This is a genomic window from Bacillus sp. SRB_8 (genome assembly GCF_003264205.1).
In the GTDB taxonomy this organism is placed as follows: Bacteria; Bacillota; Bacilli; order Bacillales; family Bacillaceae_G; genus Bacillus_A; species Bacillus_A mycoides.
Window position 1 is genome coordinate 1 of the sequence record NZ_NADT01000045.1, and the last position, 14,243, is coordinate 14,243.

Annotated in this window: 10 protein-coding genes, 9 tRNA genes, 1 rRNA gene and 1 pseudogene; 19 read left to right on the plus strand and 2 right to left on the minus strand. The window is 37.1% G+C overall.

Annotated elements, in window-relative coordinates:
• Nucleotides 1-82: 82 nt before the first annotated feature.
• The 19 genes and pseudogenes from rrf to B5P40_RS27435 all read left to right on the plus strand — a co-directional run bounded on the left by rrf (nucleotide 83) and on the right by B5P40_RS27435 (nucleotide 12,041).
• Nucleotides 83-198 (plus strand): 5S ribosomal RNA (rrf, locus tag B5P40_RS27350).
• 9 nt (nucleotides 199-207) lie between these two features.
• Nucleotides 208-282, plus strand: a tRNA-Asn gene (locus B5P40_RS27355).
• Between the two features lie 4 nt (nucleotides 283-286).
• A tRNA-Thr gene (locus B5P40_RS27360) sits at nucleotides 287-359 on the plus strand.
• A gap of 23 nt (nucleotides 360-382) precedes the next feature.
• Nucleotides 383-457: transfer RNA gene (locus B5P40_RS27365), tRNA-Glu, on the plus strand.
• 5 nt (nucleotides 458-462) lie between these two features.
• Nucleotides 463-538: transfer RNA gene (locus tag B5P40_RS27370), tRNA-Val, on the plus strand.
• A gap of 16 nt (nucleotides 539-554) precedes the next feature.
• A tRNA-Tyr gene (locus tag B5P40_RS27375) sits at nucleotides 555-638 on the plus strand.
• Between the two features lie 65 nt (nucleotides 639-703).
• Nucleotides 704-778: transfer RNA gene (locus tag B5P40_RS27380), tRNA-Gln, on the plus strand.
• Nucleotides 779-783: 5 nt separating this feature from the next.
• A tRNA-Lys gene (locus tag B5P40_RS27385) sits at nucleotides 784-859 on the plus strand.
• Nucleotides 860-864: 5 nt separating this feature from the next.
• Nucleotides 865-936, plus strand: a tRNA-Gly gene (locus B5P40_RS27390).
• Nucleotides 937-946: 10 nt separating this feature from the next.
• A tRNA-Ala gene (locus B5P40_RS27395) sits at nucleotides 947-1,019 on the plus strand.
• Between the two features lie 125 nt (nucleotides 1,020-1,144).
• Nucleotides 1,145-2,290: a glycerate kinase gene (locus B5P40_RS27400; RefSeq protein ID WP_113710235.1), complete on the plus strand. Its 1,146-nt coding sequence runs from the start codon at nucleotides 1,145-1,147 to the stop codon at nucleotides 2,288-2,290.
• A gap of 270 nt (nucleotides 2,291-2,560) precedes the next feature.
• A complete protein-coding gene (gene rocF / locus B5P40_RS27405; protein WP_002009861.1) occupies nucleotides 2,561-3,454 on the plus strand; it encodes an arginase in 894 nt (297 codons plus the stop codon).
• A gap of 248 nt (nucleotides 3,455-3,702) precedes the next feature.
• Nucleotides 3,703-4,524, plus strand: a complete 822-nt coding sequence (gene cdaA, locus B5P40_RS27410) for a diadenylate cyclase CdaA (RefSeq protein WP_002191712.1) — start codon at nucleotides 3,703-3,705, stop codon at nucleotides 4,522-4,524.
• Nucleotides 4,517-6,034: a CdaR family protein gene (locus B5P40_RS27415; RefSeq protein ID WP_113710236.1), complete on the plus strand. Its 1,518-nt coding sequence runs from the start codon at nucleotides 4,517-4,519 to the stop codon at nucleotides 6,032-6,034. The genes cdaA and B5P40_RS27415 overlap by 8 nt, the downstream gene beginning before the upstream one ends.
• Nucleotides 6,027-7,373: a phosphoglucosamine mutase gene (gene glmM / locus B5P40_RS27420; protein WP_002091472.1), complete on the plus strand. Its 1,347-nt coding sequence runs from the start codon at nucleotides 6,027-6,029 to the stop codon at nucleotides 7,371-7,373. Before B5P40_RS27415 ends, glmM begins: the two co-directional genes overlap by 8 nt.
• 285 nt (nucleotides 7,374-7,658) lie before the next feature.
• A pseudogene (locus B5P40_RS34455) lies at nucleotides 7,659-7,843 on the plus strand (hypothetical protein).
• Nucleotides 7,844-7,855: 12 nt separating this feature from the next.
• Nucleotides 7,856-9,658 carry a glutamine--fructose-6-phosphate transaminase (isomerizing) gene (gene glmS / locus B5P40_RS27425; protein WP_002029375.1) on the plus strand — a complete coding sequence of 601 codons (1,803 nt, stop codon included), beginning with the start codon at nucleotides 7,856-7,858 and terminating at the stop codon, nucleotides 9,656-9,658.
• 111 nt (nucleotides 9,659-9,769) lie between these two features.
• Nucleotides 9,770-9,928 carry a hypothetical protein gene (locus B5P40_RS27430; protein WP_232301892.1) on the plus strand — a complete coding sequence of 53 codons (159 nt, stop codon included), beginning with the start codon at nucleotides 9,770-9,772 and terminating at the stop codon, nucleotides 9,926-9,928.
• A gap of 148 nt (nucleotides 9,929-10,076) precedes the next feature.
• Nucleotides 10,077-12,041 (plus strand): S9 family peptidase, encoded by a 1,965-nt coding sequence (locus B5P40_RS27435; RefSeq protein ID WP_113710237.1) that lies wholly within the window; start codon nucleotides 10,077-10,079, stop codon nucleotides 12,039-12,041.
• Between the two features lie 181 nt (nucleotides 12,042-12,222).
• On the opposite strand, the gene B5P40_RS27440 is transcribed toward B5P40_RS27435, so the two are convergent.
• Nucleotides 12,223-12,729 (minus strand): DoxX family membrane protein, encoded by a 507-nt coding sequence (locus B5P40_RS27440; protein ID WP_000236347.1) that lies wholly within the window; start codon nucleotides 12,727-12,729, stop codon nucleotides 12,223-12,225.
• A gap of 159 nt (nucleotides 12,730-12,888) precedes the next feature.
• Complete coding sequence (locus B5P40_RS34460) at nucleotides 12,889-14,190, minus strand: DUF5068 domain-containing protein (protein ID WP_002191716.1); 1,302 nt, start codon at nucleotides 14,188-14,190, stop codon at nucleotides 12,889-12,891.
• Nucleotides 14,191-14,243: the final 53 nt, after the last annotated feature.

A 14,243-nucleotide genomic window follows, 5' to 3' on the forward strand; every position in this document is an offset into this window, starting at 1 on the left:
AGCTAATGTTATCTAGTTTTGAAGGAATATATATTTAAAATTCCTTTGGACATTCTCAAAAGAATGTGTATAATGATAAAAGTCTGGTAATGATGGCAGAGAGGTCACACCCGTTCCCATACCGAACACGGAAGTTAAGCTCTCTAGCGCCGATGGTAGTTGGGACCTTGTCCCTGTGAGAGTAGGACGTTGCCAGGCTTATATTATTCCGCAGTAGCTCAGCGGTAGAGCTATCGGCTGTTAACCGATCGGTCGTAGGTTCGATTCCTACCTGCGGAGCCATTATGCTTCCATAGCTCAGCTGGTAGAGTACTTCCATGGTAAGGAAGAGGTCACCGGTTCAAGCCCGGTTGGAAGCTTGGGAAAAGTTTTGTTTTTTTTTGGCCCGTTGGTCAAGTGGTTAAGACACCGCCCTTTCACGGCGGTAACACGGGTTCGAATCCCGTACGGGTCACCACTTTTGGAGGATTAGCTCAGCTGGGAGAGCACCTGCCTTACAAGCAGGGGGTCGGCGGTTCGATCCCGTCATCCTCCACCATATATTTTTAAATGTCGGAGGGGTAGCGAAGTGGCTAAACGCGGCGGACTGTAAATCCGCTCCTTTGGGTTCGGCAGTTCGAATCTGCCCCCCTCCACCATTTTCTTTAAAATAACCTGAGAGGGTTTATTTTTTTGAAAAGATAACCATACTAGTAAATATTAATGGGCTATAGCCAAGCGGTAAGGCAACGGACTTTGACTCCGTCATGCGCTGGTTCGAATCCAGCTAGCCCAGCCATTTACGAGCCATTAGCTCAGTTGGTAGAGCATCTGACTTTTAATCAGAGGGTCGAAGGTTCGAATCCTTCATGGCTCACCATTTTCGCGGAAGTAGTTCAGTGGTAGAATACAACCTTGCCAAGGTTGGGGTCGCGGGTTCGAATCCCGTCTTCCGCTTAATTACTAAGGGGCCTTAGCTCAGCTGGGAGAGCGCCTGCCTTGCACGCAGGAGGTCAGCGGTTCGATCCCGCTAGGCTCCATATAAATAGGAAAAGCTTACATCAAATGATGTAAGCTTTTTTTGTGTTTAAATTCCACTCAAAAAGGAAACTTTTCCGTATATCGTTTAAAATGAAAAAAAGGGATTGAATAAGGGGGGATAATTATGAAAGTTGTCATTGCATCGGATTCATATAAAGAAAGCCTGAAAGCTATAGAGGTATGTGAAGCTATTGAAAGGGGCTTTGCAGCAGTTTTTCCTAAAGCAGAGTACGTTAAAGTACCAATTGGAGATGGAGGTGAAGGAACGGTCGAATCTCTTGTTGGTGCTACAATGGGGGGAATTATATCACTTAATGTGACAGGGCCGCTTGGGGAGAGTGTGCAAGCCTATTATGGTATGTCTAAGGATAAGGAGACAGCATTTATTGAAATGGCGGCAGCATCAGGATTACAACATGTTCCAATTGAAAAGAGAAACCCACTTATTACAACGACAAAAGGGACAGGTGAACTGATATTACATGCATTAGATCAAGGAGCTAAACACATTATTTTAGGGCTTGGAGGAAGTGCTACAAATGATGGTGGGGCAGGTATGTTGTCTGCTTTAGGCGTAGAGTTTATTAATAGGAAAGGTGAAGTAATTGAGCCCTCTGGAGGAACATTACATTTGATTACTGCTCTTAACCTTTCTCGTATGGATACACGTTTGAAGGATATAAAGCTAGAAGCAGCATGTGATGTCGACAATCCATTAGTTGGACCAAAGGGAGCATCTTTTGTATTTGGGAGACAAAAGGGTGCGAATGTAGAGATGATGAAAGAGCTAGACGGGAATTTAAAACATTATGCTAATATACTTAAACAGTACGTATCTTTTGATGTGTCCCTAATACCTGGTGCAGGGGCAGCTGGAGGAATGGGAGCCGCTGTCGTTGCAGTATTAAAGGGACAGCTAAGAAAAGGGATTGAAATTGTATTAGATTATACAAATTTTGATAAGTGTATAGAGGGTGCCGATCTTATTGTAACTGGTGAGGGAAGGATAGATGAACAAACAGCTTATGGAAAAGCTCCTGTTGGTGTCGCGAAGCGGGCGAAATGTCGTCATATTCCTGTAATTGCTATTGGTGGATCTGTATCCTCGAATTATACGACTGTTTACGAAAAGGGAATTGATGCAGTGTTTAGTATTACGGCTAGCCCAATGACATTAGAAGAAGCATATAAAGCGGCAGAAGAGAATATCGAAATGACAGCAAAAAATATTGCAGCAGTGTGGAAACTAGCATCAGAAAAAAGCTTCTAAGTGTAGAAGTGTTTTTTAAATTCAGTTATTTGAGGATATTTTGTGTAATTCTAGGTATTGATGGAGAAAGGCACGGATAAAAATATTAGCTGATAGAAAAGTTAGTTGGTTCATTAAGTTAACTTTATACATAGAATAGTTTAAAAATCGGGAGTCCAACGTAAATATAAGTGAATAAAATGTATATCCATGCAGAAAAATGTCGAGTTGAGTCAGACTATATAAAAGATTTAAAATATTTAGTGAAGGCATAAAAGGGGGATACTATCTATGAAAAAAGAAATCTCAGTTATTGGAGTTCCAATGGATTTAGGACAGATGCGTCGCGGGGTTGATATGGGACCAAGCGCGATCCGTTATGCAGGGGTAGTTGAAAGAATTGAACAAATTGGATATGACGTAAAAGATATGGGAGATATATGTATAGAGAGAGAAAAAGAAGTAGATGAAAATACAAAGTTACGAAACCTTACTCAAGTTGCAACTGTATGTAATGAACTAGCGACTAAGGTTGATCATATTATAGAAGAAGGCCGTTTTCCACTTGTATTAGGCGGTGATCATAGTATTGCTATCGGTACGCTAGCTGGTGTGGCGAAACATTATAAAAATTTAGGTGTTATTTGGTATGATGCACACGGTGATTTAAATACAGAAGAAACATCACCATCTGGAAATATTCACGGTATGTCACTTGCTGCAAGTTTAGGTTATGGACATTCTTCACTTGTAGATTTATACGGGGCATACCCGAAAGTAAAAAAAGAGAACGTTGTAATTATAGGTGCACGTGCATTAGATGAAGGGGAAAAAGACTTTATTCGTAATGAAGGCATTAAAGTATTTTCAATGCATGAAATTGATCGTATGGGTATGACGGCTGTTATGGAAGAAACAATTGCTTACTTATCTCATACTGACGGTGTTCATTTATCATTAGATTTAGATGGTCTTGATCCTCATGATGCACCAGGAGTTGGGACGCCTGTAATTGGTGGTTTATCGTATCGTGAAAGCCACCTAGCGATGGAAATGTTAGCAGAAGCTGATATTGTTACATCTGCTGAATTTGTTGAAGTAAATACGATTTTAGATGAGAGAAATAGAACAGCAACAACAGCGGTTGCTTTAATGGGTTCTTTATTCGGTGAAAAACTAAAATAAATGTAAGAAAAGCAACTGAGAAGTTGCTTTTTTTATTTGAAAATAGGCGTATAATAATGACTTATATTATACTGTAGGATAAGAAAGTTTGACATCTTACCAATTTAAGCTAAAGGGGGGCGTTTGTAATTGTCGTTTGGTTCATGTATGGTATAATTAACTAGTTGTTGGAAATACATACAGATAGAGCATAAAATAATATTTCAATATATGGATAGAATTGCTCGTAAGTAGGAGGAAGGGTTAGCATGCCTTTTGAAGATACGACCATTTTGAAATATCTTAGTACGGCATTAGATATTGCTGTTGTATGGTTTATTATATATAAGCTAATTCTTATAATTCGGGGCACGAAGGCTGTGCAACTTTTAAAAGGTATTACAGTTATTATTGTCGTCCGGATGATTAGTATTTTACTTGAATTGCATACGCTATATTGGCTAACGGAACAAGTATTAACGTGGGGATTTTTAGCCGTTATTATTATCTTCCAGCCAGAATTGAGAAGAGCACTTGAGCAGCTAGGACGGGGTAGCTTATTTTCGCGTGTGGGAACTCACGAGGACGATGAACCTGAAATTGTTGCAACAGCGATAGCGAAAGCAACGGAATATATGGGAAAACGTAGAATTGGTGCACTAATTACTTTGTCAAAAGAGACTGGGGTGGATGATTATGTAGAAACGGGTATTCCGCTAAATGCAAATGTGTCATCGGAATTACTCATTAATATTTTTATCCCTAATACCCCTCTTCATGATGGAGCAGTAATTATGCAGGGAAGTACAATTAAAGCAGCAGCATGTTACCTTCCGTTATCAGAAAGCCCATTTATTTCTAAGGAGTTAGGAACTAGGCATCGCGCTGCAATGGGAGTTAGTGAAGTCACTGATAGTATTACAGTAGTTGTGTCGGAAGAAACAGGCCAAATTTCTTTAACGAAAAACGGGAAGTTACATCGTGATTTGAAGACAGAACAGCTGAAGGACATGTTGTTAGCAGAATTTAGTGGGAATGAAAAAACGACTTCTTCGTCTTTATGGAATTGGAGGAGAAAGCGTCATGGATAAGTTAATGGAGAATCATTGGTTTTTAAAAGGAATCTCATTACTATTGGCGTGTATGCTTTTCATGTCAGCAACTTTAACTGAAAAAAATACGACATCGAGTATATTACCTTTCGTAAATGAAACGAAAGAAACATTAACTGATTATCATATTACCCTTAAGTATGATGAAGAGAAATATATTGTAAGTGGTATTCCATCAGGTGGAGTCAAGGTGAAGTTGGAAGGTCCAAAATCAGCAGTTGCTACAGCAAAAGCAAAAAAACAATTTGATATACCAGTTGATTTGAGAGATAGCGAAAAAGGAACTTATGAAGTTTCTTTGAAAACGAACGGGCTTCCAGATGATGTGAAAGGAACAGTTCAGCCATCAACAATTAAAATTACTCTACATGAAAAAGCGAGAAAATACGTTCATGTAGACTTAAAATTATCAAATGAGGATCAAATGCCAGCGGGTTCTACTCTCGAAAAATCAAACATTAAACCTGATACTGTTGAGGTAGTTGGGACGAAAGAAGAAATTGAAAGTATTTCATCTGCTAAGGCGTATATTGATTTAAAAGGTGTTAATAAAACTGTTACAAAAACAGCCGAAGTTACATTATACAATAAAGAAGGAAAACGTTTAAATGTAAGAACGAGTCCATCTAAAATTAGTGTAACATTGAATGTGGCGACGCAAGCTACGGCCAATAATACTGAAAAAACTGTTCCTGTGACGTATACGAAAAAGGGGAGTTTGCCAGAAGGATTGACTGTTACAAATATTAGCGTTGAGCCAAGAGAAGTAACGATAGCAGGTCCAAAAGACATTTTGGATAATATACAATCTATAGAGGGGGTCGAGGTAGATTTTAGTCAATTGACGGATTCTACAACATTCGATGCCTCTGTTTTATTGCCAAAAGGTGTAACAAGTGCAAAACCAAATCAAGTGAAGGTTTCCGTAGGGGTACAAAAGGTAAAACAAACGAAAAGTAAAACTATTGATGGTATCCCGATTCAAAAAAGTGGAATTCCGAATGATGTTACTGCGCAGCTACTTTCGCCACAAGATGGAAAGATAAGCGTTGATATTTCAGGAGAAGCAAGTATAGTAGATAAAATAACAGCTGCTCAAATAACAGCGGCGATTAATCTGCAAAATGTATCTCCGGGGACGAAAGATGTTTCTATTCAAGTGAGTGGTCCTGGTAATATTTCGATAGAAGCAAAACAAAAAAGTGCTAAAGTCACAATTGTGAAGAAAGAAAAGCCGGATAAAGAAGTACAGGGTAATATTGAACAACCAGATTCAAAAAACAATCAAGAAAATCAAACTGAAAAACCAAAAAATCCTGAACCAGATCCAGAAAAGGATCAGGAAAAAGAAAAAGAAAAAGAAAAAGACAAAGAAAAAGACAAAGAAAAAGACAAAGAAAAAGAAAAAGAAAATGGCCAAGAACCAAGCCAAGAACCAACAGTAGATAATCAAAAAGAGCACGAAAAAGGAGCGAATAATAATGGGTAAATATTTTGGTACAGACGGAGTACGTGGGGTTGCAAATAAGGAATTAACACCTGAATTAGCTTTTAAAATAGGACGTTTTGGCGGCTATGTATTAACAAAAGATACAGATCGTCCAAAAGTAATTATTGGCCGTGATACACGTGTATCTGGACATATGCTAGAAGGAGCTTTAGTAGCAGGCCTATTATCAACTGGAGCGGAAGTAATGCGCCTTGGTGTTATTTCTACACCAGGTGTGGCTTATTTAACAAAAGCTTTAGGGGCGCAAGCAGGTGTTATGATCTCTGCATCCCATAACCCAGTACAAGATAATGGAATTAAGTTCTTCGGTTCAGATGGATTTAAATTAACAGATGAGCAAGAAGCAGAAATTGAAGCGTTATTAGACAAAGAAGTTGATGAGCTACCACGTCCAACAGGTACTAACCTTGGACAAGTGAGTGATTACTTTGAAGGTGGACAAAAATATTTACAATACATTAAACAAACTGTAGAGGAAGATTTCTCTGGTTTACATATTGCTTTAGATTGTGCACATGGTGCTACATCTTCTTTAGCTCCATATTTATTTGCAGATTTAGAAGCTGATATTTCAACAATGGGAACTTCACCGAACGGTATGAATATTAACGCTGGAGTAGGTTCTACGCATCCAGAAGTGTTAGCTGAATTAGTAAAAGAAAAAGGTGCTGACATTGGTCTTGCTTTTGATGGTGACGGAGACCGTTTAATCGCAGTAGACGAAAAAGGAAACATCGTTGATGGCGATCAAATTATGTTTATTTGCGCGAAGTATATGAAAGAAACTGGTCAATTGAAACATAATACAGTTGTTTCAACAGTTATGAGTAACTTAGGTTTCTACAAAGCGCTTGAAGCAAACGGTATTACAAGTGATAAAACAGCAGTTGGTGATCGCTACGTAATGGAAGAGATGAAACGTGGTGGATATAACCTGGGCGGAGAACAATCAGGTCATATTATCTTACTTGATTACATTACAACTGGTGATGGAATGTTAAGTGCACTTCAACTTGTAAACATCATGAAAATGACGAAAAAGCCATTATCTGAGCTTGCAGGTGAGATGACAAAATTCCCACAATTACTAGTAAACGTTCGTGTAACAGATAAAAAACTAGCATTAGAAAATGAGAAAATTAAAGAAATTATTCGTGTTGTAGAGGAAGAAATGAATGGAGACGGTCGTATTCTTGTTCGTCCATCTGGAACAGAACCACTTATTCGTGTAATGGCAGAAGCACCGACACAAGAAATTTGTGATGGGTATGTACATCGTATTGTAGAAGTTGTGAAAGCTGAAGTTGGCGTTGAATAATTAGCTGGTTTTATTTAAAAGGAGCACAAAAAGTGCTCCTTTTTCATATGTTTTATAGACAATGAAAAAAAATTCATTGACGATTTATATTGTTTGTTATACGATGGTCTTGTTCTTTTTCTCAAAGGAAATATTGTAAATTATAAAAGCGCCAGAACTACAAGTAGTGTAGTTGACGAGGTGGAGTTTATCGAGATTTCGGCGGATGACTCCCGGTTGTTCATCATAACCGCAATCTTTTACTTAAAACATTAAGGTGACTTAGTGGACAAAGGTGAAAGTGTGATGAGAGAAAAGGAACGGATGAATACTAGCTGTATAAGTATATACGGACTTTAACCCAATCGAGAGGAAGGTGAAAGCCGTTACAAGCTTACAGGGCTAGCAATATGTAATCCGTTTTTTTAATATAAATAAATGGTATCGGACTATGTCGTTACATGTTCGCAAAGCAGTGTAAGCATTTGTAACGGCGACTAAACATGTGTGGAATCGTAGGATTTATTGGAGAGCAAGATGCAAAGGAAATTTTATTAAAAGGTTTAGAAAAGCTAGAATATCGCGGATATGATTCAGCAGGTATTGCAGTACAAGCAGAGAACGGTGTTGTTGTATACAAAGAAAAAGGCCGTATTGCAAAACTTCGCGAAGTCGTAGAAGAGAACGTAGCAGCAAGCGTGGGAATCGGTCACACACGCTGGGCTACACACGGTGTTCCAAGCAAACTAAACGCGCATCCGCATCAAAGTACATCAAAACGCTTTACACTAGTTCATAACGGTGTAATTGAAAACTATGAGTTAGTGAAAAAGGAATATTTACAAGATGTAACGTTCGTAAGTGAAACAGATACAGAAATTATCGTGCAACTTATGGAACAACAAGTGAGCACAGGACTAAGTGTAGAAGAAGCGTTCCGTAATACGCTATCTCTTTTACATGGCTCTTATGCAATCGGATTACTTGATGCTGAAAATCCAAACATGATTTATGTTGCTAAAAACAAAAGCCCGCTATTAGTAGGTGTTGGTGACAACTTTAATGTTGTGGCGAGCGACGCTATGGCGATGTTACAAGTTACAGATCAATTTATTGAGTTAATGGATAAAGAAATCGTAATCGTAACGAAAGAAAGTATTACAATTAAAAACTTACAAGGTGAAACGATTGAACGTGCACCGTTTACAGCGGAATTAGACGCAAGTGATATTGAAAAAGGAACATACCCTCATTTCATGCTTAAAGAAATCGATGAGCAACCACTTGTAATCCGTAATATAATTCAAAAGTACCAAGATGAAAATGGCGAGATTGAACTGAATGAAGATATCCGTAACGCAATTTTAGATAGCGATCGTATTTACATCATTGCATGTGGAACAAGTTATCATGCAGGTCTTGTTGGAAAACAATTTATCGAGAAGTTTGCAAAAATGCCAGTTGAAGTGCATGTAGCAAGTGAATTTTCTTATAACATGCCATTATTAACAGAGAGACCATTCTTCATTTACATTTCACAAAGTGGTGAAACAGCTGATAGCCGTGCAGTACTTGTACAAACGAATGAAATGGGTCATAAAGCATTAACGATTACAAACGTACCTGGTTCTACGCTTTCTCGTGAAGCTGATTATACACTTCCGTTATACGCGGGACCAGAAATCGCAGTTGCATCAACGAAAGCTTACACAGCACAGCTTGCGGTACTTTCAATTTTAGCTGCGGACATTGCTAAAGCAAAAGGCGAAGTTCTTGATTTTGATTTAACACACGAATTAGGACTTGTAGCAAATGCAATGATAGAACTTTGTGATCAAAAAGAAGAAATGGACGCATTAGCAAAACAATTTTTAGCAACAACGCGTAACTGCTTCTTCATCGGACGTAGCGTAGACTTCTTCGTAGGTTTAGAAGGTGCGTTAAAACTAAAAGAAATCTCTTACATCCAAGCAGAAGGATTTGCTGGAGGAGAATTAAAACACGGTACAATTGCCTTAATCGAAAACGGTACACCAGTTATCGCACTTGCTACACAAGAGCACGTAAACCTTGGAATTCGTGGTAACGTGAAAGAAGTAGTAGCACGCGGAGCTAACCCATGTATCATCTCAATGAAAGGCTTAGAAATGGAAGGTGACAGCTTCGTATTACCAGCTGTACACGAAGCACTAGCACCGCTAGTAGCAGTTATTCCATTCCAACTTATCTCATACTACGCAGCGCTTCACCGCGAATGTGACGTTGATAAGCCACGTAACTTAGCTAAATCTGTTACTGTTGAGTAGGAGATTGGTAGAGTAACTAGATTATTGTAAATTTAAAATAAAGTCACGACGTTTATAAAAAAGTTGTGAAGCTTTGCCCCTTTGGATATGATTATCTAAAGGGGCATTTTTGTGTCGAAAAAAAGAACATCTAATATTGATAAGTGGATTAAAGAGAGGAAAGGAACTGGCAGTGGGAGAGATTATCAGCCTTGTCTTGAAATTCAAGACGGTCCCTCATTAGATTGGTCAGTAGGATTTAAAAAGTATAAAAACCGGCAGACAACATAAGTTTTTATCGGATTTGGGACGGAACCACTTTTGTTTAACTGAATTTTCTGTTGTTATTCCGAATATTCGTTGATGGAAAAAACCCACTGATTAAAGTTTCACTTTATTGAACAAATTAGATTACTAGACATTACAAGGGGGTTTATTAATGAAGGTGAAAGAAAAAACATATTTAAGTATAGAAGAGATTATTTCGTTACCAACCTTATCAGGTACAAACATAAGTGATGATGGCAAAAATGTAGCATTTGTTAAGAAGACAGCTAACTGGAAAGACAATACATATAGAAATCATGTATGGATATATGAGAAAGATAAAGGGCAGAGTTATCCACTAACAACTGGAGATATAGATAGTACACATCCATTATGGTCTCCAGATTCCAAGACTATTGCATACCTTAGCCCAGGCGGTGAAGGGGCTAATAAAAATCAGATCTTTGTTAAGTCAATAGACGGTTGTAGTGAGGTTCAAATTACTGATGAGAAAGAAGGGGTCAGTAATTTTAAATGGGAGCCTAGTGGCAAAGGCTTTTATTATGTGGCACAGTCAAAAGAATGTGAGGGAATAAAGAAACGTAAAGAGCTATATGGGGACTTCCAACATGTAGGTAAGGAACATCGGCATAATTGTTTATATTACATTGAAATAGAAAAAGTGATACAAAATGATAAAGGGGAACGAGAGATTAGCGGTGTTTATCAATTAACTGAGGGTAAGGATTTTTATATACATAACTTTGATATTTCAAATGATGGGAAAAAGGTTGTATTTATAGCTACACCAAGCCTAAACGATTATATGAATGGTGATCTATACATATTAGATATTGAAGCTGGAGAACTACAAAAGATGAATATAGATAAGTTGTTGGGAGGGAGCGTTTGCTTTTCTCCTGAAGGCAGCAAAATATGTTACTCGGCAAGCATAAGGGAGAAGGAGTACTATAAGACTCATATACAAGACAGTACATTAGAAATCTATGATATGAATAATGGAGAGCTAATTCGACCTTTACTAGATTTTGATAGTACGGTTATGCCATTACAGTGGACAGCTAAAGGGATTTTAATTAGATGGCAGGATAAAACGAATTATCTTATTGGGTTGCTATGTGAGGATGGCACTGTAGAAATGTTAAGTGAAAACGTAGATGGCTTTATAATGGATGCTTCTATAACAAGGGATGGAAATCATATATCCTATAATAAGGCTATTACAAATGAAACCTTTGAAATCTATTTAGACGATAAAAAAATAACGAATGAAAATAGCTTTTTTGAAGGAGAGCTTAAAAGTAATAGGGAAATAATCTCATGGAAAAGTAGTGATGGTCTTGAAATAGAGGGTGTTTTATCGACTCCAGTAGAGTTTGACACAAATGAAAAATATCCCTTATTAGTAGTAATCCATGGTGGTCCGGCTTGGGCATCCTTCCCAATATTTTCAGATTGTTTTAATGAAAAATATCCTATTGAGCAGTTTATCGAAAAAGGCTTTATCGTTTTAGAACCAAACTACAGGGGAAGTTCTGGTTATGGTAATGAATTCTTAAAAGCAAACTATAGAAAACAGGGGATTGCTGACTACGAGGATGTTATATCTGGAGTGGATAAACTAGTTGAAAAAGGGATTGCAGATAAAAATAGAGTAGGGGTTATGGGATGGAGTAACGGGGGATATATATCAGCTTTCTGTTCTACATATAGTGATAGATTTAAAGCTATCTCAGTTGGGGGCGGAATCACTAACTGGGGTACCCATTATGTAAATACAGATATCCCTTACTTTATTAGAATGTATTTAGGAAATACTCCATGGAATGATCCAGAGATATATAAGAAAACATCACCAATGACATATATTAAATCAGCCTGTACGCCCACTTTAATCCAACATGGCGAAAAGGATGCAAGAATTCCAACTCTAAACGCACATGAACTATATGAAGGATTAAGGGACATGGAAGTTGATACAGAATTAATTATATTTAAAGGAATGGCATATAGTCCTGATCAGCCGGGAATGAATGTAGCTATTATGAAACAGAATCTGATGTGGTTTTCACACTATATTCTTGGGGAAAGTATGAAAGGTTTTAGGGTTTTATAATGGCTTGTTTTAGTCTTTAAGCTTTTTAGATGCTTGAAATAAAGTCGTACACATTTATCCGGTTATATATGATTGAGTTTAACATTTCGGATAAGGCAAACTGTGAAATATTTTGGTGTAAATAAGAAAAGAGCCTGAATGTAGGCTCTTTTCTTATTTATATTTAAAAGATGAACTGTTCTTATGCAGTTTTACTTAATTTATATGCTTCACGGTTATTTTTTTTGAAAAGTTTTGGGAAAACATAACCATCTAATCCAATACGTCCAGCATTCTGTCCTGCAACTAAAATGAACATAGTTAAAATAAGTAGGTTTGGGTTTACACTAACAGTTCCGCTTAATAAAAATGAAAGGTTCATTATGATGCCGAAAAATGCAGCTGTTTTTGTTAATCCACCTAAAATCAAACCTAGTCCTACTAAAATTTCTCCCCATTGAACTAAAAAGCTAAATAGGTCTGCGTTTGGAAGAACAAAATGTTGAAGAAAATCTGCCCACCAACCTTGTACTGCAGGGTGGTCACCTGATGCTTGAGCGATAGCTCCTTTTAGAAAACCACTTGCATCAAAAGACTGTCCAAAAACTTTTCCTATTCCAGCAGCGAGCCATGCATATCCTATGTAAAGTCGTAAAAATAATAATATGAAAGTAGCGCGTTTATCAGTTCTTAAAAAATTGATAACCATTGAAATCCCTCCAATGTATTGTATTTACATGTTTATTATATATCCATTGTGAATAAATTCACAATGGATAAAGTGTGAACAAAAATGGTGTTTTTATAAAATAAAAAAGGCATATAACAATCATATGTTATATGCCTTTTCTAATATATACTTAGTAATTTATTTAGGTAATGTAAATTTAACTTTTTTACCTTGTGAAATATCTTTAGCTTCTTTATTTCTCATAGGTCCTAACTCAATCTCAAAGCTTTTTTCTTTCCAAATCTTTTCGTACTGCTCTTGATCTAAAATATATACTTGCAGCAATTCTCCAGATGTTCCAGTTTTAACTGCAGCGTTATAGTCGTAATTTAATAGCATACCTTCATTAATCGTATATTGTGTACCATCATTCACTCTTAATGTAGAGCTTATAGGAGATAGTGAAACGTCTTGAGCATCTTTGTTATCAAGCTTGAATTTTACTGTTAACAGAACAAGACCGTTTTTAAAATTTGCAAAGCGTGGAGCTTCGACGGAATTTGGTGTGAATTGAGTGAATTGGTATCCGTCTAATGTAACATTAACAGCGCCTAATTCTTGGCTGTTATTAATACTTGATTTCTCTTTTAACATTTTTTTATCGCCCATGTTATTAGCTGTAGCTTTATCTTGGTAGAAAGTGTTATCTGTTGCAACCTTTTCAGCACCTTGTTTGTTTAAACTTAATGAAAAGCTTCCAGGACTTCCGATTGGAGCATCAAATTTTCCTTTATTAGCTTGTGCAGTTGGGACTGTGACTGAGACCGTTGAGAGATTTGAAATTTTTGCTAGATCATCTTTTCCGAATGGATAAGCGATATAACCAGAAATAGTTTCTCCTGCTTTTACTAAGTAATCATTCGTTGGAGCAAGCTTAGTTGGTAGCTGATCTTCTGTTGGAATTAAATCTCTATAGTTACTATATGCTTTCTGAGCACCAGTAAATGACATGTCCAATGCTGGCATATAATAAATATCTTTAGCTGAACTATTTTTTACGCTGTAGTTCACAAGAATAACTCCGCCCTCTGTTTGACGATTAAACGGAATGTCGAAGTTTGTATGGAATCCATTTAATTCAACTAATGTATAACCATTCATTGTTACTGAAACATCTTCAGCTTTATAGACTTGTGGTTCCTTATTTTCAAAAAGAACTTTTGTTTTACCACCTGTTTCTTTTTCCATATAGGAAATCAGCTTAGAGTAATCGCTTGAGCTAGTAGCTGTATTTTCAGGCTTTTTATCTTCAGCTTTTTTATCTTCGGATTTTTTTTCTTCAGGTTTATTTTCTTTCGTTGTATCCGTTTTTTCTGTTTTGTTTTCTTGCGTTACATCTTCTTTTTGTTCTTTATTTGTCGTATCGCTTTGACCACAGCCAGTTATTACAAAAGCTGCTACGATTAGTGTAGAAAATAAAGAAAGTAATTTTTTTGACATGTTTCTTCCCCCTATTTGTTTAAAACCAGTTGGGTCTGTATAATCAGACCCTT